A 21312-nucleotide genomic window follows, 5' to 3' on the forward strand; every position below is an offset into this window, starting at 1 on the left:
GTGAGCTCCTGTCAGTCCCGGAAACCTGGGTCAATTCGGTCCAGCTTACGCAGCAATCCTGGCCAGGCCAGTTTGCCACCCAGGCCTTTGGTGACCTGTTCGGCTTGCTGTTTGATGGTATCGACAATGCCGGGTGGAATGGGCGTTAGTGGCTGGTTGCCTGAGAGCGCTTTGATCTGGATCTGACACGAAGTCTGCAGGATATACATGGCCAGGAACGCGTCGGCAATACTGGTGCCTGTGGTCAGCAGGCCATGGTTACGCAGGATCATGAAATTCGCATCACCCAGATCCCTTTGTAAACGCGCCTTCTCATCCTCCCTTAATGCCACACCTTCATAGTCGTGGTAGGACAGGCTGGCCAGCGCGAACAGACTTTGCTGGGAAAGTGGTAGCAGACCATCCCGTTGTGCGGATACCGCGATGCCATCGGCGGTGTGCAGGTGCATCACACAGGCTGCGTCTTCTCTCACCGAATGAATGGCGCTGTGGATAGTAAAGCCGGCGGGATTGATGTCGAAATCGTCAGGGTCAATTTTGTTGGCGTCCTGGTCAACACGCACAAGGCTTGATGCGGTGATTTCCTCAAACATCATCCCGTAGGGATTGATCAGGAAGTGGTGCTCATCGCCGGGTATTCGCGCGGAGATGTGAGTAAAGACAAGGTCGTCCCAACGGTGGAGGGCAACCAGGCGGTACGCCGCCGCGAGATCAACCCGCAGTTGCCACTCTTGTTCACTGACTTTGTTTTTCTTTGACGGAATGGAGAGCTGTTCGGACATGATGCATTTCTCTCTGTGGGTGTTGTTCTTGTGGTATGAATCCTCTTTGACGTCGAGTGTAGGGATAAGTGATCGGCGAAGAAAGGTGACGCTGCAAACGAGCGAAACGGATTTACGGCCGGATTGAACTGATCAATCCGGCCGAACTGCGGCGTGATCTGGAGACCCTGGATTAGGGCAGGGTATGTCAGCTTTGGCTTTTGGTGCCCGTAGCTTTCGGCGCTTTTCTGCTTTTTTGAGGTTTTACCTTTGTCGTTTTAGCGGGCGGAGGCAGGATCAGGCTTTCCAACTCATCCAGCGCTTCCCCAGTGTAAACTGCCAGTTTCTGCATGCTGGGCAGGGTGTCGCGGCAGCCGGTGTAACCGAAGTTCAGTGAGCCGGCATAGCTCAGGCAGGTAATGTTCAGGGCTCCGCCGTGGGCAATCAGAGACACCGGGTACATGGCTTCCAGCTTTGCTCCCTCGTAGTACAGCGTTCGCTCCGGCCCAGGTACGTTGGAAATCGTCACGTTGAATACCGGCCGCATGCGCCCGCCCAGGCCAGACATCAGCTGCAGGATATACGGAGACATCAGCAGCATGGTGTACTGGGTGAGTGCACTTTTGGGTAGTTTCTGCAGGTGCTCTTTGGCCCGTCGGGTAGATGTTTTGATCTGCTGAAGCCGGTTCAGCGGGTCGGCTTCATCGGTAGCGAGAGAGGCAATCATGAAGCTGATCTGGGTACCCGTGCCCTGATCATCGGCCGGGCGAATGTTAACTGGAATGCCGGCCGTCAACGGGATGTCTGGCAGTTGGTCCTGCTCAAGCAGGAACCTGCGCAATGCCGTACCGCAGAGGTACAGAACAATGTCGTTCAGGGAGCCGCCCGACTGGTGCGCGAGTTCTTTCAACCGTTCCAGCTGATAGTGCTGGGTGGCGAAACGGCGCTGGCCGGTTACCCGGTGGTTGAGTAAAGAGACGGGGCCGGTGAAGGGCGCCGTCAGGCCATCTTCCGGGTGCCGCACAGAGTGAACCAGGCGGTTACCGGCCTGCCAGAGTCTTGGCGCCATATCGGCCTGCAGTTTCAGCGCGTCCATGGCTTGCGAGACGGCCGCCGGCACGCTGGCTTCTTTATCGGTTTTGCTGCCCCGGCGCCGCTCCGGGCGTACCGTCCAGGGCGGTGGCATGTTGGTACGTTCCGGGTCTGTAGTCAGCACCCGCTGCATCAGGCGCACACCGCTGATGCCATCAATCATGGAGTGATGCATCTTGGTGTACAGGGCAAAGCGATTGTTTTCGAGCCCCTCGATGACATGGCATTCCCACAGCGGGCGGGAAAAATCCAGGGGGTTGGAGTGCAGGCGCGATACCAGAATACCAAGCTCCCGCTCGCCGCCCGGGCGGGGCAGGGCTGAGTGCCGCACGTGGTAGTCGAGATCGATGTCCTTGTCGATTTTCCAGGCTGGGGCCACCAGTCGCCCAAACAAGCCTGACCAGGCCAGCTTGTATCCCCAGGGGGCTGCGACATCTCCTGCTTCCTTCATGCGGGTCACCATGTCCCGCAGGAAAGTTTCCGGGGCTCCCTCCGGCAGTGAGAATATCTGCAGGTTACCCACGTGCATCGGGGTGTCTTCAGATTCTACCGCCAACCATGAGGCGTCCAGTGTTCCGAGACGTTTCATTCCTTGTGTATCTCCGTCACTTAGTCATTTTTTGATTGTTACATGCAAGTATACTGATTACCGCAGTAACACACGATCAAAACGCCCATTTAGTTCTGGCTTTTACGGGGTTTTGCAGTTACACAATGTAGCCATCCGGCGCTGCCGATCTGTCGGGTAGTGTGCTAATTTCTCTCTGCAAACAATGAATAACAAAGAATGACGGAGGTTTCGTGGAATCCAGCCCGCTGATCTCGGCAGGTTTGCCGGTGGCACTCTTTATCATCATGATCGGTATCGGGATGACCCTGACCGTTCGGGATTTCCGCCAGGTGGCGGTTTACCCCCGTGGCATGGTGGTCGGCACCATCGCCCAGATTTTTCTGATGCCGCTGGCTGCGTTTGGGCTGGCCTACCTGTTTGGGGTCTCGCCCGCCATTGCGGTGGGGCTGGTCATTATTGCGGCCTGCCCTGGTGGCACCACATCCAACCTGTTCGTTTTGCTGGCCAGGGGCAATATTGCTCTGTCTATTGTTTTGACCGTGGTAGCCAGCCTGATCACCATCATAACCCTGCCGCTGTTTGCCAATATGGCCCTGCAGCATTTTATGGGCACGGCGGAGGACATCTCGCTGCCAGTGGGCAAAACCATCGGCATGCTGGTGGGCATCGTGTTGTTCCCGGTGGCTCTTGGCATGATTGTGCGCACTCGCAAGCCCGAGCTGGCACGTAAAGCTGAGAGTGTGGTCAGCATTTTCGGGGGCGTGGTGCTGGCGGTTCTGATTGTGGCCCTGCTGTTCGGTGTTCGGGACCAGATTGGCGATTTGCTGAAGCAGGCTGGTCCTTCAACCATCATGCTCAATGTGGTGGGCATTGTTTTGGGCCTGCTTGCCGGGCGTGCGGCGGGCCTGACGCAGCGCGAGTCACTGGCCGTGGCGGTCGAACTGGGCGTCAAGAACGCGACCATTGGCCTGATGGTTACCCTGACGCTGCTGGAATCCAGCGCCATGTCCATCCCCGCTGCCGTATACGGCGTGCTAATGTTCCCCATTGGGTTCTTGCTGGCGGTGTATGGCCGCAGCATTATTCCCAAATCCAATGTGCAGGCCACCGCCTCCCAGCCAATCGATTGACATATTTGCCAGCCGCCCGCTGCCGCCAGAGACAGAGGGGCATGAAGGCATCACTGTTACCCTGAGCCCACAGATTTTCAGCTCAGGATAACAATAATGATGCCTCTTGCCCTTCGAACGCCCCCTTCCTGCCACTGGATCACCTGGTGTCTTTTACTGGCGACCACCTTCGTGATGTCCTGCCTCCCGGTTCTGACCTGGGCCAATGAAGACTTGCGGGCGAAGGTTTATGACCAGAGCCTTCCCCTGGAACAACGTATCAACGCCATGCAGGAATTGACCGGCCTGCAGCCCGATCCAGACCGGACATACCGGGTCTGTGTCTGGGATATCTTTGGGCGCTCCGGCCCTATTTATGGCGCAGCCCAGGATCAGCGGCACAGAATTCTCCAGTACGGTATCAACGTAGAGATGGTGCCATACACCAGCGAATCGGTGATGGTAGAAGAGCTCAAATCCGGTACCTGCGACGCCGCCCTGATGAGTGGGCTGCGTGCGCGATTGTTCAATCAATACACCGGCACCCTGGATTCGATTGGCGGCTTCCCGGATCACGAGCAAATGCTGTTGGGCTTGCAGCTGATGGCCGATCCCCGCAGTGCGGATCGCATGGTGAGCAACGGCTATGTGGTGATGGGTATTGCTCCGGCAGGCGCCGCCCATGTGTTTGTGAACGACCGCAGCATCAATACCCTGGCAAAGGCATCTGGTAAGCGAGTGGTGGTGCTGGATTACGATCCTACCCAGGCGGAGATGATTTCTGGTGTGGGCGCTACCCCGGTGGTCGCTGACATTGTTAATGCCCCCAATATGTTCAATACCGGGGTGGTCGACGTACTGGCAGCGCCGCTGGCAGCCTATGAGGTAATGGAGCTGCACAAGGGGCTGGAGCCGGACGGTGGCATTATCGACCTGCCGTTGACCCATATCACCATGCAGCTGATTGGCCGCGCTGAGGTCATCCCCAACGAACTGGCGCAGCTTGTGCGAGAGGCTTTTTTCCAGGGTTCCGATGAAATCATCAGCCGTGTCCGGATGGAAGAGGAAAAGGTGCCGGACAAGTGGTGGATCAGAATTCCCGCTGAAGACCGCCGGGAATACGATGCGATGATGCAGGCAGCGAGGCTGGAGTTGCGCGAGCAAGGCTACTACAGCGGGGACATGTTGACCCTGCAGCGCAAGATCCGGTGCCGCGCTGACGGTAGCCGTGAGGAATGCAGTAATCCGGTGGAGTAAGCCATGACCACCGATTCCCGGACTGCTCCTGTAACGGCCAGTCGCACCTGGTCAATGACCCTGGCCAGTGTGCCGATGCTTGCCATTCTTGTGCTGACGTTGTTGGCCTCGGTAGGTGAAACCCTGCACTCACGGATACTGGAAATCGGCGGGGAAACCTGGCCCGACTACTTCAACTTGCGGGTGATCGACCGGATCAGTGCGCCGGGTTGCCAGGTCGTGGTCGACGAAGAGGCGGCGGTAGACCTCGCTGTTGCGGTCAAAAAAGCCGAAAAATCTGCCGACCCCTTCGCTGATGTGTTCGGCGACCAGATCGACCGTGAACAGATCCGCGCCTCGGTGTTGGCCGCATCCCGCACCTGCGCGAATCGCCTGGCTAATTGGGAGCGCTTACAGTCGCTCAATGGTCCAGGGGTTCAGGCTTTCGTTCTGATAGAGACAGGGCTGTCTCAGGCCGTACTGCTGGTAACCGGAAACCGCCGGGTGCTGCTGGGGCTGATGCTGCTGTTCTGTGCAGCGGCCGCAACCCTAGGGCGCCAGCACATTGCCCTTCGGCCGGTAGAAAGCCGTCTGGATGACCGGGTCGCCACGGTTTCGCAACTGGTGGCCAATGCACTGCTGACCGCCTCTACCTGGCTTTATCGGCAACAGGAGCTGGCTCAGGCAGAGGCCGGCATGCCCCTGGCTCATCTGTTCATGCACGATATCTGGGTGGCGGGTTTTGGTTCGCTCACCCTGATTTCCCTCTGGCAGCTGCGCCAGCGGAGGGATGACCTGCCTGTGGGCAGAAGCTGGTCTCGGGCCATGCTGAGCGTGCCTCTCTACAGCTTCATGTGTATTTCTGCCTCCATCCAGTTTGCGTTTCACGGCTTCTACCACGGTATTGCCGTCTACCTCACCATGATGGCGGAGTTATCGGCATTGTTCCTCAACCTTGGGCTCTACGTGTGGGTGGGTATGTTGCTGGCGCGCACCCATCTTCCCAGGAAGGTATTCAATGTTCTGCGACCCTGGCGGTTGCCTCCGAAATGGCTCGGGGTGGCGGTGCTACTGCTCACCGCCTTGCCCACCGCCTACAGCGGTGCGTCCGGTATCTTTATTCTGGCGGCCGGTCTCACGCTATACCGGGAGTTGCGGCGCGCGGGTACATCGGAGCAACTGGCACTAGCGACCACGGCGATCTCCGGCTCCATGGGGACCATGCTGCGTCCCTGTCTGCTGGTGGTCATTGTTGCCACCCTCAACAACAGTGTGACCACCGACGAAATGTTCAGCGCCGGCGCCAGGGTATTGCTGTTGACCGCGTCGGTTTACGCCATCTATGTGTTCTTGATCGGCGGACCGTCGAAAGGAAAAATCGCGCCTTTGCGGGAGGCGGTGCCCGGCATGCTGCGTGCGTTGGTGCCGCTTCTGCCTTATGTAGCCATTTTCGCGGGCGTGATCCTGCTGTGGAACCTACTGCTGAATCGGGGGCTGGATGAGTTCTCTGCACCAGCCATTCTGCCGTTGATTCTGCTGCTGGTGCTGGCGTTCGAGCGTTTTGTGCTCAGGTCACCGGACCCTGACGCTGATGATTTGCCGGAGGATGCCCGTGGTCCGTTGGCAAGAGGCTTTTCGCCCGCTGTGTTGCGCGCTACCCGTGAATCCAGTGCCCTGATCGGTGCCCTGCTGATGTTAATGGCGCTGTCCGTCAGTGTCGGCGGCCTGATCGAGCGTTCGGGCCTGCTCGAGTTGTTCCCTGAACAACTGGGGTCGGTATGGCTGACACTCACGCTGCTGATGGGCTTGCTGGTGTTTATTGGCATGATCATGGACCCCTATGGCGCGGTACTGTTGGTAAACGCCACGCTGGCACCCATCGCCCTGAACAATGGAATCGATCCACTTCACTTCTGGGTGATGACCGTGCTGGCATTTGAAATGGGGTATCTGACTCCACCGGTGGCGCTCAACCATTTGCTGACCAGGCAGGTGGTGGGTGTGCCCACATCGCCGGAGAGCCTGTATGGTGCCTTCTGGCAGCGCAATTTCCGCTTCATTCTCCCGGTGCTGGTCATGGGCACTACACTGATGATGGTGACTTACCTGCCAGCCTTTGGGAGCACAATATTCCAACTATTGTTGGGTATTCAGTCTCCGGCTTAGTCGTTATGCTCAGGTCTGCGCGGATGTGATCGGCTTCGTGGCTGGTGCGTATCATGCAACTGATGGCAGGGGAGTGGTGAAGTGGAAGAGAAAGCCCAGGGGCATGGTTACTCACGGCGGTTGGTGATTGTGTTCGCCGTTGTGTCGGGAATGATGCCGACGAGCAAGTTGGTGGCGCAGGTTGCGGACGAGGGTGAAGTGATCGGTGAAGTCGTTCTGGAAGTGACGTCACCTCGCCTGGCTCGTGACCTTTACGATACCCCCGCTGCGGTCAGCGTAGTGGACGCCCCCGCCATCCGCCAGGGCCAGCAGCGCCTGCAACTGGATGAATCCCTCAATACCGTGCCTGGGCTTTTCTTCCAGAACCGTTACAACTTCGCCCAGAATCTGCGACTGTCGACCCGGGGTTTTGGGGCTCGCGCGCCCTTCGGTATTCGCGGTATCCGCATTCAGGTAGACGGCATTCCCTATACCCTGCCGGATGGCCAGTCGCAGATCGATGCCATCGACCTGGATTCCGCTCAGCGCATTGAGGTAATTCGGGGCCCGTCCTCGGTGCAGTATGGCAATGCCGCTGGTGGTGTACTGGATATCACCACCGCCCGTGGCGATGATTTGCCCCCCGGTGCCCGGCTGCGCCTTGATGGCGGCAGCGATGATTACCGCAAGGCCGCCATTCAGGGTAATGGCGTTCGCGGCGACACCAGTGCCATCGCAACGCTGTCCTGGATGAATGTAAACGGCCACCGGGAACAGAGCGAAGCTGAAAAAGGTCTGTTCAACGCCCGTATTTCCCACGAGCTGGATTCGGAGCGTGAGCTGACTGCCACCTTCAACGCCTTGCATAACCCGAAAGCCCAGGACCCGGGCGGTCTGACCCTGGCCCAGGTAGAGGAAGACCCAAACCAGGCCACCTTCATGGCCAAGCGCCTGGATAGCGGTCAGACGGTGAATCAGCAAACCCTGGGGCTGCAGTATCAGGACGCCGCCGTATTGCCCGGTGAGGTGACCGTGAACACCTTTTACAGCCATCGGGATTTCGCCCAGCAGTTGCCTTTTCCCGGCGCCAGCCGAGTGGCCTACGACCGCCATTTTTACGGAATCAGTTCCCAGTACCAGCAAAGTTCCGAGCTGGCCGGGCGACCTTTGACCTGGGTAACCGGCGCGGATGTCCATCGGCAGTCGGATGACCGCCGGCGCTACCAGGTGTCACCCATGGGCGAGATTACCGGGCAAACCCAGGCAGAAACCCAGAACGCGACAAACGTGGCTGTATTCGCCCAAGGGGATCTGGCGCTGACGGATCGGTTAAACTTTTCACTCGGGACCCGCTGGGATCATCTGCGCCTGTCGGTTGATGATGACCGGCTTGAGGACGGAGACGATTCCGGCAGCCGGACGTTCCGGGAAGTCAGCGGCGTGGTTGGCCTGAGCTATCGCCTGGCGCCCCGGCATCAGGTATACGCCACCGTTGGGTCGGCGTTTGAGTCGCCTACGTTTACCGAGTTTGCCAACCCCTCCGGTGCCGGGGGCTTCAACCCGGATGTGGAACCACAAAAGGCGCTGAACCGGGAGATTGGTGTTCGTGGTTTATGGGGCAACGCGCTCAGTTACGACCTGGCGCTGTTCTCCATCCGGGTTAAGGATGAAATCCTGCCCTACGAACTGGATGGCCGTACCTTCTACGAAAATGCCGGCGAAACCCGGCGCAACGGTGTTGAACTGGGCCTGGGCTGGGATATCTCCTATGCCTGGCGGGCGACCACAGCACTGACCCTGGCAGACTACGAGCTGCGCGACTTCACGGACGAACAGGGCAATGAGGCTGATGGCAATGACATCCCCGGCTTGCCCGGCACCCTCTGGGTGTCTGAACTGGAGTGGCGGGGTATGGCTGGCCGGTTCGCAGCGCTGGAATGGCAGTACGTTGGCAGCTTTTACGCCGAGAACAGCAACCAGACCAAGGTAAGCGATTACTGGTTGCTGGGCGCCCGAGCCGGTGACTCGGTGCGCCTGGGCAATCAGAGGCTCAATCTCTATGCCGGTGTCCGCAATGTGCTGGATGAAGATTACTTCAGCAATGTGCGCATTAATGCCAACGCAAACCGGCCCATCGAGGACAGAGGTTACTTTGAACCCGGCGCTGGAAGAACTTTTTATGCGGGCATTGAATTGACTTTCTGATTTGTGATCTCAGGGGTGGCCCATTATGGTCACTCCTCTTCAGCGCCACTGGGTGGGCAGTGATGCTCCTCAACCACCTTGCCGTCATCCACGCTTTCCAGGTGCACATCAAAGCCCCACAGCCGGTGGGCGTGTTTCAGCACCTCGTCCGTTTCCTTGCCAAGCGGTACCCGGTCCACGGGAATATGCCGCAGGGTGAGTGAACGGTCGCCCCGCACATTCACATTCCACACCTGAATGTTGGGTTCCCGGTAACTGAGGTTGTACTGGCGCGCCAGTTTCTCCCGCAACGGTCGGTAACCCGGGTCGTCGTGGATTGCGGTTACCATGTAGTGGTCTTCCTGGTCATCGTTCTCGATGGCGAACAGTTTGAGGTCCCGCATCACCTTGGGCGATAGAAACTGTTGGATAAAGCTTTCGTCCTTGAAGTTGCGCATGGCGAAGTGCACGGTTTCCAGCCAGTCCTTGCCAGCGATATCCGGGAACCACTCCCGGTCTTCAGCAGTGGGGTTCTCGCAGATGCGGCGCAGGTCGGTGAAGATGGAGAAGCCCAGGGTGTAGGGGTTAATGCCGGAATACCAGGGACTGTTGAACGGTGGCTGGTACACCACGGCGGTGTGGCTTTGAAGGAATTCCAGCATGAAGCCATCGGTCACCAGGCCCTTCTCGTACATCCGGTGCAACAGGGTGTAGTGCCAGAAGGTAGCCCAGCCCTCGTTCATCACCTGGGTTTGGCGTTGCGGGTAAAAGTACTGCGCCAGTTTGCGCACAATGCGCACCAGCTCCCGTTGCCAGGTTTCCAGCAGTGGCGCGTTCTTTTCGATGAAGTACAGCAGGTTTTCCTGAGGCTCTTCCGGGTACCGGGGTTTGCGCTTGATCGGGTCGTCGTCTTCGTCCGGTTTCGGGATGGTGCGCCACAAATCATTGATGCGCCGCTGCTGGTATTCTTCCCGCTCTTTCTGGCGCAGGGCTTCCTCGGCGGCGGAAATGGGCGCCGGTCGCTTGTAGCGGTCGACGCCATAGTTCATCAGGGCGTGGCAGGAGTCGAGGATTTCTTCCACCGCATCCACGCCATGGCGTTCCTCGCATTCGGCCACATAATTGCGGGCGAACACCAGGTAGTCGATGATCGCACTGGCGTCGGTCCAGGTACGGAACAGGTAGTTGCCCTTGAAGAACGAATTGTGGCCATAGCTGGCGTGGGCAATCACCAGCGCCTGCATGGGCAGGGTATTTTCTTCCATCAGGTAGGCGATGCAGGGGTTGGAGTTGATCACAATCTCGTAGGCCAGTCCCATCTGCCCGCGTTGATACCCCTTGGATGTCTGGAGGAACTGCTTGCCGAATGACCAGTGGTGATAACCTACAGGCATGCCCACGGAACTGTAGGCATCCATCATTTGCTCGGCGGTGATCACTTCCACCTGATTAGGGTAGGTGTCCAGGCCGAACTCGGCGGCGCACTTGGCAATCTCCTCGTCGTACTTCTGGATCAGCTCAAAGGTCCACTCCGAGCCGGTGGAAATGGGCGTTCCTGCCTTGGGTTGTTCGCTCTCCGGTGCGTTCGGGCGATCAATCAGGCTGCTCATGCCGCTTTCCTCTCGAACAACTGTCGGAATACAGGGTAAATATCACCAGGGTCTGCAATTTGCTGCATGGCAAAACTCTGGGGAAACTGTTCCAGGATCTTCTCGTACTCGTACCAGAGCATCTGGTGGTCCTGGGGTGTGATTTCGATGTAGGAGTAGTACTGCACCAGCGGCAGAATGCTGTTGGCCAGCAGCTTGCTGCAAACCGGGGAATCATCGTTCCAGTTGTCCCCATCCGATGCCTGGGCGGCGTAGATGTTCCACTCCGCCGGCGAGTATCGGGCTTCGATGATCCTGTGCATCAGCTTCAGGGCGCTGGAGACAATGGTGCCGCCGGTTTCCCGGCTGTAGAAGAATTCCTCTTCGTCCACTTCCTTGGCGCTGGTGTGGTGACGAATAAACACCACGTCGATCTTCTTGTAGTTCTTTTTCAAAAACAGATAAAGCAGGATGAAAAAGCGCTTGGCGATGTCCTTGTGCATCTGGGTCATGGAGCCGGACACGTCCATCAGGCAGAACATCACGGCGCTGGTGGCGGGCTTGGGTTGCTTCTGGTGTTGCCGGTACCGCAGATCGATTTCGTCGATAAACGGGATGCGCTTGACGTTGGCTTTCAGCCGCACGATCTCGTCTTCCAGTACCTTGATCTGGTCTTCGTGGCTGAATGCCGGGTCCAGGTCATCCGGGGCGCTTTTCAAGATCTCAAGCTGCTTTTCCAGGTCTTTGATCTTTTTTTTGCGGGCGCCGCCAAGGCCAAGCCTGCGGGCATGGGCGCCTCTCAGGGAGCGCACTACATCGAGCTTGGCGGGCACGCCCTGGCTGGTAAAACCGGCCCGTACGTAGCTGAAGGCTTCGGTATCCTTGAGTTTCTTCCGGGCCAGGTTAGGCAGTTCCAGGTCATCAAACAGGAATTCCAGGAACTCTTCCTGAGTGATCTGGAAGGCAAATTCGTCCATGCCTTCGCCATCCGGGCTGGCCTCGCCTTGCCCCTGACCTTTTCCGCCTCCGCCAGGAGGTTTGGGTATTGTGTCACCAGCTACCCATTCCTGGTTGCCAGGATGCACCACTTCCCGCCGGCCGCCCTGGCCGTGGTGGAATATGGGCTCGTCGATATCCCGGGCGGGAATGCTTACTTTCTCGCCCCGTTCGATATCCGTGATGGATCGCTTCTGGACCGCCTCAGATACCGCTTTTTTGATGTGATGGCGGTAACGGCGCAGGAACCGCTCCCGGTTCACTGCGCTTTTGTTTTTACCGTTCAGTCGCCGGTCGACTATGTGGGTCATACCCATGGTACTGCTCCCGCTGGCCGTTAATGGGACTTACGCACACGCAGATACCACTCGGCGAGCAAGCGGACCTGTTTCTCCGTGTACCCACGTTCAACCATGCGTTCAACAAACTGTTTGTGCTTCTTCTGGTCTTCCTGACTGGCTTTCGGGTTAAAAGAGATCACCGGCAGCAGGTCTTCGGTGTTCGAGAACATCTTCTTCTCGATCACGCTGCGCAGCTTCTCGTAACTGAGCCAGCTGGGGTTCTGGCCCTGGTTGTTGGCCCGGGCCCGTAGCACAAAGTTGACCACTTCGTTTCGGAAGTCTTTCGGATTGCTGATGCCTGCGGGCTTCTCGATTTTTTCCAGCTCGTCGTTGATGGAGGCGCGGTCCAGTATTTCCCCGGTTTCCGGGTCTCGGAACTCCTGGTCCTGTATCCACAGGTCAGCGTAGGTCACGTAACGGTCGAACAGGTTCTGGCCGTATTCGCTGTAGCTTTCCAGGTAGGCGGTCTGGATTTCCTTGCCGATGAACTGCACATAGTGCGGTGCCAGGTATTCCTTGATGAATCGCAGGTACTTTTCCTGAATCTCCGACGGGTACTGCTCCTGCTCGATCTGTTTTTCCAGCACATACAGCAGGTGCACGGGGTTGGCCGCCACTTCGGTGGTATCGAAGTTGAATACCTTGGACAGGATCTTGAACGCGAAGCGAGTAGACAGGCCATCCATGCCTTCCATTACCCCGGCGGCATCGCGATATTCCTGGATGGACTTGGCTTTCGGGTCGGTGTCTTTGATGCTCTGGCCGTCGTACACCTTCATCTTGGAGAAGATGCTGGAGTTTTCCGGTTCCTTGATGCGTGACAGCACCGAGAACTGGGCCAGCATGTCCAGGGTGTCTGGTGCACAGGGCGCGCCGGACAGGGAGCTGTTTTTCAGCAGCTTGCGGTAGATCTCGATTTCTTCGGTCACCCGCACGCAATAGGGCACCTTGACGATGTATACCCGGTCCAGGAAGGCCTCGTTGTGCTTGTTGTTGCGGAAGGTCTGCCACTCGGATTCGTTGGAGTGGGCCAGGATCACGCCGTCGAACGGCACCGAGCCCATGCCTTCAGTCGTGTTGTAGTTGCCTTCCTGGGTGGCGGTTAACAGCGGATGCAGCACCTTGATGGGCGCCTTGAACATTTCCACAAACTCCATCAGCCCCTGGTTGGCCTTGCAAAGGCCGCCGCTGAAGCTATAGGCGTCAGGATCGTCCTGAGAGTAGTCTTCCAGCATGCGGATGTTGACCTTGCCCACCAGCGCCGAAATATCCTGGTTGTTGTCGTCACCGGGTTCGGTCTTGGACACCCCGATCTGGTCGAGCACCGACGGGTAGCGCTTCACTACCCGGAACTGGCTGATGTCGCCGCCATACTCGTGCAGTCGTTTTACCGCCCAGGGCGACATGATGTTTTTCAGGTAGCGGCCGGGAATGCCGTACTCTTCTTCCAGAATCGGGCCGTCTTCGTCCGGGTCGAACAGGCCCAGGGGGCTTTCGTTGACGGGAGAATCCTTGATGGCATAGAACGGCACCTTCTGCATCAGTGCCTTGAGTTTTTCCGCCAGGGAGGATTTGCCGCCGCCCACCGGGCCGAGCAGGTAAAGAATCTGCTTCTTCTCTTCCAGGCCTTGAGCGGCGTGGCGGAAGAACGACACGATGTTTTCCACGGCTTCTTCCATGCCGTAGAACTCAGAGAATTCCGGGTAACGTTTGATGACTTTGTTGGAAAAAATGCGTGACAGCCGAGGGTCACGGGAGGTGTCAATCAGTTCTGGTTCGCCTATGGCGATCAGCATTCGCTCGGCGGCGGTGCTGTATGCCGTTGGGTCCTTTTTGCAGATCTCCAGGTATTCCTCAAGGGAAAATTCTTCCTCCTGAGTGGATGCATACCGGTCTTTGAAGTGCTGCAGAATGCTCATAGATGGCCCCTCGCTTGCTCTCGCTTGTTATAAGACTGCCTTAACTCACGCAATGTCCCCGTTGCTATTACGCCGCCGGTCCCCGGCGGTGTGCTCTGGTTGATGGGTTAGTGGAGTGGTTCTGTTAAACAGGTATACGTTATCCGGAGGTTTCCGGCCTGCTTATTCTGAGCTTAGTTCAGAGTTCGGGGGTTGGACAGGTGGGGGTCATCTTAGGTTCATTAAATTATGTTACGGCGCGTTGCGGGGCTGGCAACGGGCCCCACAGGGCCCGCTTGAACTGGCAGCCGTTATTTCTTCGTCAGAGTGAATACGCTTTCTGCGGCACCGTTTCTCAGCCCTCTTCTTTTGGCGAAGGGATTGTCATGGGCCATGTCCCGCTTGAGAACGTGGTTGACTTCATAGTCCTCGCTATACAGCTGGAACACTTCCTCGTCGCTGACGTTGAAGGGAGGGCCTTGCATTTCGCTGCTGTCGTAGTCGAGGGTGATCAGCAGGATTCGGGTGTCGTCCGGGATGATGGCGGTCAGGTGTTCCACATAACCCTTGCGCATTTCCGGGGGCAGGGCGATGAGGGCGGCGCGGTCGTAGACCAGTCGGATGTGCTTGAGATCATCCGGCACCAGCTGGAAGAAGTCGCCGCACCAGAGTTGCAGGTCGTCGTGTTTGAAAGTGGTGAAAGGCTCGCCCGGATGAACCTTGGCTTTTTCGCCGGCTTCTTCGAAGAAGTCTTTGCAGGCGATGTCGCTGAGTTCCACGCCGATGATGGGGTGGCCACGGTCGTGGAGCCACCACATGTCGTGGGCTTTGCCGCACAAGGGCACGAACACGGCTTCGGTGCCTTCGCCGGCCAGTTCCGGCCAGTGATCGTGCAGGTATTGGTTTACCGTACCCTCGTGGAAGCCGATTTGGCTCTTTTCCCAACGTTCGTGCCAGAATTCGTGTTCCATGGTTTGCCTCCCTGAATTTGCTCGTTTTACCCAGTCTACCTTAATCTGTGCCGATCATGAGTTGGGAGAAAAGTATGAAGGCGGTCTTTCTGGATACCCTAACCCTTGGCCGTGATGTGGATCTGTCTCCGCTGGAGCAGGTGACCGGTGGCCTGACCTGTTATGACCGAACCGCGCCCGAGCAGGTTGTGGAGCGGATTCAGGGTTTTGATACGGTGCTGGTGAACAAGGTGGTGCTGGGCAGGGAGCATTTCGACGCCTGCCCGGAGCTGAAGACGATTGCGGTGGTGGCCACGGGCCTGAACAACATTGACCGGGCGGCCGCAAAGGAGCACGGGGTCACTGTGATGAACGTGACCAACTATGGCCGTTCCACGGTAGCCCAGCACACCATGGCGCTGATTCTGGCGCTGGCTACGCGGTTACTGGATTACAATCGGGATGCCAGAAATGGTACCTGGGGTAAGAGTGATATGTTCTGCCTGATGGACTACCCGATTATGGAGCTGGAGGGCAAAACCCTGGGCATTGTCGGTTATGGCGACCTGGGGCAGGGTGTGGCGGAACGGGCAAAGGCCTTTGGTATGAACATTGTGCTGGGTTGTCGGCCGGGGCAGCAGCCCGGAGAGGTCGATGGCTATTCCCGGGTTCCGCTGGACGACCTGTTGGCGCAGGCCGACGTACTGTCTCTGCACTGCCTGCTGACCGATGACACCCGGAATATGATTGGTGAGCGGGAACTGGGGTTGATGAAACCCACAGCGCTACTGATCAACACCAGCCGGGGAGGTCTGGTAGATGAAGTGGCGCTGGTGAACGCCCTGCGCAAAGGCGAGATTGCCGGGGCGGGCTTTGATGTGCTGACTGAGGAGCCGCCACGCAACGGGAATCCATTGTTGGCAGAGGATATTCCGAACTTGATTCTCACACCCCACTCCGCCTGGGCCAGTCGTGAGGCCCGTCAGCGGATCGTGGGGATTACCGTGGGGAATCTGGCGTCGGTTCAGAACTGATAGCCAACGCTGAAGGAAGCACCCACCTGGCTCATGCTCAGCTCAATCTCCTGGCCGGGGCCAAGTGGGTTTTCACCCCGAACGGTTTTTCTCGGTGAGTAGAAAACCATGCCGGATACCTCCAGGGCTTCGCTGAACCGATGGGTGAAGCCGCCGGTGATATGCCATTCCTGAACGCCTGGGGCGAGGATGTTGAACAGCACCTCTTCATCCGGAATGGGCTGCTCACCGTAACTGACGCCGGCGCGCCAGGTTTGTTCGTTGGTCTGCTGCCACTGCCAGCCGAGTTTGACGATGGTCATGTTGTCCCAGCCGAAGCCCGGGCCGTTATCTGCGCCGAGCTGCGAGTTGGGATCGCCCATGGCGGCCATGCCAAGCGCCGGCAACATGGGGTTGCCAATGCTATTGATCTCGCTGTAGCGGATGTGCTGGACATCCAGCAGCAGCCAGTGGTTTTCAATGCCGGACCAGGCGATGCCGGCGTTGAACATCTGGGGAATATCAAAGCCGCCTTGCTCGGCAAACAGGCCTTCGTACTTGCTGAACTCTTCCATTTCCAGAATGGTGCGCCAGTTCAGTCCGGCCCTCAGGGTGTCGGTGACCTGGCCCTGCCAGCCGATCTGCAGACCGTAGCCCCAGGCGTCGTCTGTTCCGTTATTGGAGAGCGCGTCGGGGTTTGAAGAAAAACCCGCGAATGACTGCAGCCCGGTTGCCTTGAATCGTTGATAGGCAATCAGTGGTGACACGCCGATGGCTTGCCCATGGGTAAACTCCCAGGACCAGGTGGGGGCAATAAACAGCTGCTCCAGATTGACTCCGGTTTTGCCTGCGCCAAAGGTGCCGCCGTTCTCGCCACTGTATTCTGTATTCATCCCGCCATTGGCAAACACCGACAGGCCAAAGCTGTGGCCGTTCCCCATAGCCCGGTTGTACCCGAAGTGGGGGATCAGGAACGCATCGTTTTCGCTTTGTACGGTGCCGGGAGCAAGATAGAAAGTGCCCGCAGGCGGGGCCAGTACGCCACCGTCAACCGTGTAGCGCCTGCGCGGAGAAAACACCTCCAGCCCGCCATCCACACGACTGCCCACAAATGCCATACCCGCAGGGTTGGTGGCCGCAGCAATGCTGTCCTGTGACAGGGCGGTTCCCGCCCCTGCCATGCCGGCATTGATGGTGCCGTAGCCGTGGCTGAAATAGCCATTGGTGGCCAATGCGGCAGACGGCGCTGCGGCAATAAGGGTGGTCGTGGCAAGAATTCGGGACAAGCGCATGGATAAACCCTGTGGCGATAAACGGATTGGTTCTTTGGGAGCGTCGTTTTACGTTAATTAGGTTATAAGTGGAAGTAACAAAATTTGATATGGTTATATTGTGATTTTGGGCCGCGAGCCTGAACACGACTGTACTTATGAATCGGAATCAGCTTGTTTACTGCCATTCGGCTGATAAGCTGTAGAAAACACTGACAAGCAGGATCTTGCGTGGCATCAATTCAAACCAAAGAGCGGCTTCAGGCGGCGGAGAAGTGGATTCTCGCCAACCCCAATCCACCGCAGAAATGGCCCTGGACCTGGCTATACAAAACCGGCCGTTCTTTATATGCCGTGGTTCGGGATGTGATCAGCGGTCAGTTGACCCTGCATGCCATGAGCCTGGTCTATACCACCTTGTTAAGCATTGTGCCGTTGCTGGCTCTGAGCTTTTCGGTGCTCAAAGCGATGGGTGTCCACCAGCGCATGGAACCCTTGCTGTACCAGTTTTTTGAGCCGATGGGGCCCCAGGGCATTGAGGTGGCAGAGCGCATTCTCGGGTTTGTGGACAATATGAAAGTGGGGGTGCTTGGGTTTGTGGGGCTCGCCCTGCTTGTGTACACCGTTATCTCACTGGTCCAAAAAGTCGAGCGCTCCTTCAACATGATCTGGCGGGTGCCGGAAATGCGGTCCATGGCCCAGCGCTTCAGCAACTATCTGAGTGTGATCATGGTGGGGCCGTTGTTGATGGTGTCCGCCATTGGTGTCACGGCCACCATATTCTCCTCGAACGCGGTGCAAAGGTTCATGGAGATTGAGCCATTCGGTTCGTTAATCGTTCTGGTTAGCCGTTTCACGCCCTTCTTCCTGGTAGTGGGTGCGTTTACCTTCGTCTATGTGTTTATTCCGAACACAAGGGTGAAGTTGCGCTACGCCTTCATTGCTGGCCTGGTGGCGGGGATCTCCTGGCAGGCGGCAGGCATGATATTCGCTTCGTTTGTGGCGGGCTCCACCAAGTATGCCGCCATTTATTCCGGCTTTGCGGTGGGTATCATTCTGCTGATCTGGACCTATCTGAACTGGATGATTCTGCTGCTCGGCGCCAGTCTTGCATTCTACATGCAGAATCCGGGATCCGTGGCCAAGCGCCAGAACGTGCAGCAGGCTCCGGAACTTCAGGAGCGTGTTGCCCTTGCCTTGATGTGGATGGTGGCCAAGCCGTTCAGTCGTGGCGAGCCAGCGCCACAGCAGGAAGCTCTGGAATACGAACTGCGAGTACCGGGCGAAATTACCCGAAACATCAGTGACAAGCTCATTCGTGCCGGTTTGTTGAGCCTGGCCGGTCGTAATGGCGATCAGCTTGTGCCGGGCAGAGCATTGAACCTGATCACCATTGGCGGCGTTTTGCAGACTGTGCGGCGGGACGAAGACCGTGTGGTTGACCGGCTGCCTGCCGGCGCCATGCCGGTGCAGCTTTGTGATCTTGTTGGCCAACGGGAAGATGTCAGTTTTGCGGAGTTGCTGGCTGCCGGGGAAGATCCCCAGCCCCAGGGCAGCGCCATGGATGCCTCGAAGGTGTCAGGCGTCGGCTTTTGAGCTTTTGCCTTCCTGCAGCATTCTGAGAACGGCCTTGCGCACCGGGCTGACCTGCTCCGGTGTCAGGTGCACTATCTGAGCGAGCTTGTCGTCCGGCAGGTTGCGCTGGCGAGCATGGCGCAGAACTTCTCGGGTGCCCAACAACAAGCCATCGGTGAGTGCCGAGTGGGCTTGCCTGGGCGCCGGGCGTTCTGCCGATAGCAGCCAGGCATGATATTTCGGTGGCAGGTTCCAGACATTGGCCAGCAACTGGCAAGCAGTCCATTGATGTCGAATCAGGGCTATCCTCAGAACCGCTGGCTCCGGCTCGCTGCCGGCATTCTGTGTCCGGTAGATGCGTCCCAGCTCCCGACGAATGGTGATATAGGCAAGTGCCGGTAGCAGCCCCACCATGAAATGGGCACTGGTGTCGTCGCGGTGAATGCGGGCGATCAGCTCCGCCGCCCGGGCGCAGGTCAGCCCCCAGCGCCAGGCGCGTTGCGCAAACAGGGCTTCCCGGCTGTTTCTTGCTGCCATCATTGGGCGCATGACGGCTGCTGAAATAACGTTCCGGATGCCATCCAGCCCCAATACAAATACGGCTTGATCCACCGACTCTATGGTGTTGTCACCCGGCCGAAAGTAGGGGCTGTTGGCTACCTGAAGGAGTTGGTCTGTGAGCGACGGGTCACTCAGGATGATGTCGGTAATCTGCTTGCGGTCGGTCGTTTCGTTGGACAGCGCCCGCATCAGCATAGGCAAGCTGCCGGGCCTGCGCGGCAGCTCTTCCATTTCGCTGGTGCGCAGGCGGCGCTCCAGTTCCGTTAGTAACCGTTCTGCCCCGGTGGACTCGGATCGGAGCATTGCCGGAGACGCGTCAAGCAGCCAGCCGAACAGATGCTCTTCCAGTTGTTTGACAATCTCTGCGTCTGACGCGTGTTGTTCGGGACTGTGACTTTGCGCCGGGTTAAACAGGCGTGTCTCGGTGGCAGCCATGGCAGGCGGCGGAGTCGAAAACAAGCCTGATATCCAGGAAAAAAAGCCCGGCATCCATTGCCTCCGGTATAACGTGTATTGAGAAGTGACCGTTTACCGCTTCAGTATAGTGGCGTTATGCAACCCTGCACAGCCTTCTTCAGGCTCAGAAGAAGGCTTCGCCGAAGACGAAGACCAGTTGGCAAACACCGGCTACGAAACCGAGGAAAGCGCCGACCAGAATGAGTTTGATTTCGTCTTCCTGGAAACAGGGGCGTAGCAGATCCTGGAACTCCTCTGAGGACAGCGCAATCATCCGCTCCACCATGATCGATTCCACGGCCCGGGCGCGGTCCTGCTCGAACACCGGGTTGTTGAAGGAGCTTTGCGAGATCTCGATGGCTTTCTCGCCGACCTTGTTTTTCAGGGTGGCAAAGCCGGTCGGGCCGAAGGCCATTTGGGTCAGAGCCTTACCCATGCCGGCGGTTTCATCCACCAGGGGTTTGATGTGTTTCTTGACCATGTTGCGGGCACGGTCGCCCTTGGGGCCTTCAAGGATGGAGTTAATGATGTTGCCCACGGTAAGGATTTCATGGGTAACGATGTGGCAGAAAGATTCGGCAACCTCCGGCTGACGCTTGAGGAATAGCCCCTGGAGCCGAAGTGGGCCGACTTTGTGTTCATGAAGCGGTCGGAAGATAACGTTCAGGGCAATCCAGTTGGTGGCCCAGCCCACGAGAAGGCCGAACAGGGGCAGTACCCAGATGGCGGGGTAGAAGTACCAGACGGCCATCTGGATCAGGCCGAACAGGAAACCGAAGTAGAGGCCGGAGTTGATGATGAAACGGAACTCTACGTCGCCGCATTCAAGGAAAATGCGGTTAAGCAGTTTTTTGTCGCGGGCCAGGCGCTCGATGACCATGCCTTTGATGTCCAGGAGGTCTTCGATATTGTCTGATATGTCGTCAACCAGGTTGTCGACCAGTTGTGGTGTGGACTTTCGAACCCTGTCGTAGACCATCTTCCGGGCGGATGCTGGCAGGTTTTCCCAGAAGGTGGGGTATTCCCGGAGCATGAGTTCGTCTACGTATTCTTCTATGCGTGGGTCGACGCTGTAGATGATGTGGGCGGCCAGGACTTTTGGGTCGATCTGGTCGAAGATTTCCTGGACGGTGCCGATTTTGGAGATGGTGGCATCGACGCTAATGGCGGCCATTTTCCGTGCTTTGGAGGGGATGATGCCTTGCCAGCCCAGGAGTGGTGGTTTACCGATGAATTCCAGGGGGTAGAAGGTCATTTTGATGGCGAGCCAGTTGGTGGTCCAGCCGATCAGGGCCGCTATCACGGGGATGCTAAGGTATTGCCAAAACTCTGGATTGGTAAGTAGGTCTGTCATCCTGGGCTCTTATTTGTTTTCTTGGGTGCAAGCGGCCGGTTGGGGGACAGGTTTCCAAAACACGCTGTGAATACTTCCCTGTACGCTCTGCTCCGCCATCCATGGCTCCGCAAGGTTTTGGAAACCTGTCCCCCAACCGACCACCCCAGGTTCGGGGCGGTCAGCCAAGTTTTGTCTGACACGGATAATGTTAGCCGCCGTCAGATCTGT

General features: G+C 57.7%; 15 protein-coding genes. 6 read left to right on the forward strand and 9 right to left on the reverse strand.

Features of this window, described 5'->3' with window-relative positions:
* Nucleotides 1-11: 11 nt before the first annotated feature.
* Nucleotides 12-782 carry a class II aldolase/adducin family protein gene (locus ABIE59_RS08025; protein ID WP_354445835.1) on the reverse strand — a complete coding sequence of 257 codons (771 nt, stop codon included), beginning with the start codon at nt 780-782 and terminating at the stop codon, nt 12-14.
* A gap of 187 nt (nt 783-969) precedes the next feature.
* Nucleotides 970-2442, reverse strand: coding sequence for a WS/DGAT/MGAT family O-acyltransferase (locus ABIE59_RS08030; RefSeq protein WP_354445837.1), 1473 nt, complete (start codon nt 2440-2442; stop codon nt 970-972).
* A gap of 212 nt (nt 2443-2654) precedes the next feature.
* On the opposite strand from ABIE59_RS08030, the gene ABIE59_RS08035 reads away from it, so the two are divergent.
* The 4 genes from ABIE59_RS08035 to ABIE59_RS08050 all read left to right on the forward strand — a co-directional run bounded on the left by ABIE59_RS08035 (nt 2655) and on the right by ABIE59_RS08050 (nt 9119).
* Complete coding sequence (locus tag ABIE59_RS08035; protein ID WP_354445839.1) at nt 2655-3554, forward strand: bile acid:sodium symporter family protein; 900 nt, start codon at nt 2655-2657, stop codon at nt 3552-3554.
* Nucleotides 3555-3650: 96 nt separating this feature from the next.
* A complete protein-coding gene (locus tag ABIE59_RS08040) occupies nt 3651-4790 on the forward strand; it encodes a putative solute-binding protein (RefSeq protein ID WP_354445841.1) in 1140 nt (379 codons plus the stop codon).
* A gap of 3 nt (nt 4791-4793) precedes the next feature.
* The gene (locus ABIE59_RS08045) at nt 4794-6935 is read left to right on the forward strand and encodes a TRAP transporter large permease subunit (RefSeq protein ID WP_354445843.1); all 2142 of its coding nucleotides are present in this window, start codon (nt 4794-4796) and stop codon (nt 6933-6935) included.
* 81 nt (nt 6936-7016) lie between these two features.
* Nucleotides 7017-9119: a TonB-dependent receptor family protein gene (locus ABIE59_RS08050; protein WP_354445845.1), complete on the forward strand. Its 2103-nt coding sequence runs from the start codon at nt 7017-7019 to the stop codon at nt 9117-9119.
* 29 nt (nt 9120-9148) lie between these two features.
* Here ABIE59_RS08050 and ABIE59_RS08055 read toward each other — a convergent pair whose 3' ends face one another.
* From ABIE59_RS08055 to tmpT, 4 genes are all read right to left on the reverse strand, one after another.
* Nucleotides 9149-10708 carry a SpoVR family protein gene (locus ABIE59_RS08055; protein WP_354445847.1) on the reverse strand — a complete coding sequence of 520 codons (1560 nt, stop codon included), beginning with the start codon at nt 10706-10708 and terminating at the stop codon, nt 9149-9151.
* A complete protein-coding gene (locus ABIE59_RS08060) occupies nt 10705-11994 on the reverse strand; it encodes a YeaH/YhbH family protein (protein ID WP_354445980.1) in 1290 nt (429 codons plus the stop codon). The genes ABIE59_RS08055 and ABIE59_RS08060 overlap by 4 nt, the downstream gene beginning before the upstream one ends.
* A gap of 26 nt (nt 11995-12020) precedes the next feature.
* A complete protein-coding gene (locus tag ABIE59_RS08065; RefSeq protein WP_354445849.1) occupies nt 12021-13943 on the reverse strand; it encodes a PrkA family serine protein kinase in 1923 nt (640 codons plus the stop codon).
* A 290-nt stretch (nt 13944-14233) separates the two neighbouring features.
* The gene (tmpT, locus tag ABIE59_RS08070; protein WP_354445851.1) at nt 14234-14893 is read right to left on the reverse strand and encodes a thiopurine S-methyltransferase; all 660 of its coding nucleotides are present in this window, start codon (nt 14891-14893) and stop codon (nt 14234-14236) included.
* A gap of 74 nt (nt 14894-14967) precedes the next feature.
* On the opposite strand from tmpT, the gene ABIE59_RS08075 reads away from it, so the two are divergent.
* Entirely contained in the window at nt 14968-15906 is a 939-nt protein-coding gene (locus ABIE59_RS08075; RefSeq protein ID WP_354445853.1) for a D-2-hydroxyacid dehydrogenase, read from the forward strand.
* Here the strand turns inward: ABIE59_RS08075 and ABIE59_RS08080 are convergent.
* The gene (locus tag ABIE59_RS08080; protein WP_354445855.1) at nt 15897-17177 is read right to left on the reverse strand and encodes an OmpP1/FadL family transporter; all 1281 of its coding nucleotides are present in this window, start codon (nt 17175-17177) and stop codon (nt 15897-15899) included. The genes ABIE59_RS08075 and ABIE59_RS08080 overlap by 10 nt on opposite strands.
* A 210-nt stretch (nt 17178-17387) precedes the next feature.
* Here ABIE59_RS08080 and ABIE59_RS08085 point away from each other — a divergent pair, with 210 nt between their 5' ends.
* On the forward strand, nt 17388-18752 hold the full coding sequence (locus tag ABIE59_RS08085; RefSeq protein ID WP_354445857.1) for a YihY/virulence factor BrkB family protein: 1365 nt from the start codon (nt 17388-17390) through the stop codon (nt 18750-18752).
* Here the strand turns inward: ABIE59_RS08085 and ABIE59_RS08090 are convergent.
* Together ABIE59_RS08090 and ABIE59_RS08095 are read right to left on the reverse strand one after the other, a co-directional pair.
* Complete coding sequence (locus ABIE59_RS08090) at nt 18735-19781, reverse strand: HDOD domain-containing protein (protein ID WP_354445859.1); 1047 nt, start codon at nt 19779-19781, stop codon at nt 18735-18737. The two genes, ABIE59_RS08085 and ABIE59_RS08090, sit on opposite strands and share 18 nt — an antisense overlap.
* A gap of 91 nt (nt 19782-19872) precedes the next feature.
* Entirely contained in the window at nt 19873-21102 is a 1230-nt protein-coding gene (locus ABIE59_RS08095; protein WP_354445861.1) for a DUF445 domain-containing protein, read from the reverse strand.
* Nucleotides 21103-21312: the final 210 nt, after the last annotated feature.

This window comes from Marinobacter sp. MBR-99, from assembly GCF_040547575.1.
GTDB lineage: Bacteria > Pseudomonadota > Gammaproteobacteria > Pseudomonadales > Oleiphilaceae > Marinobacter.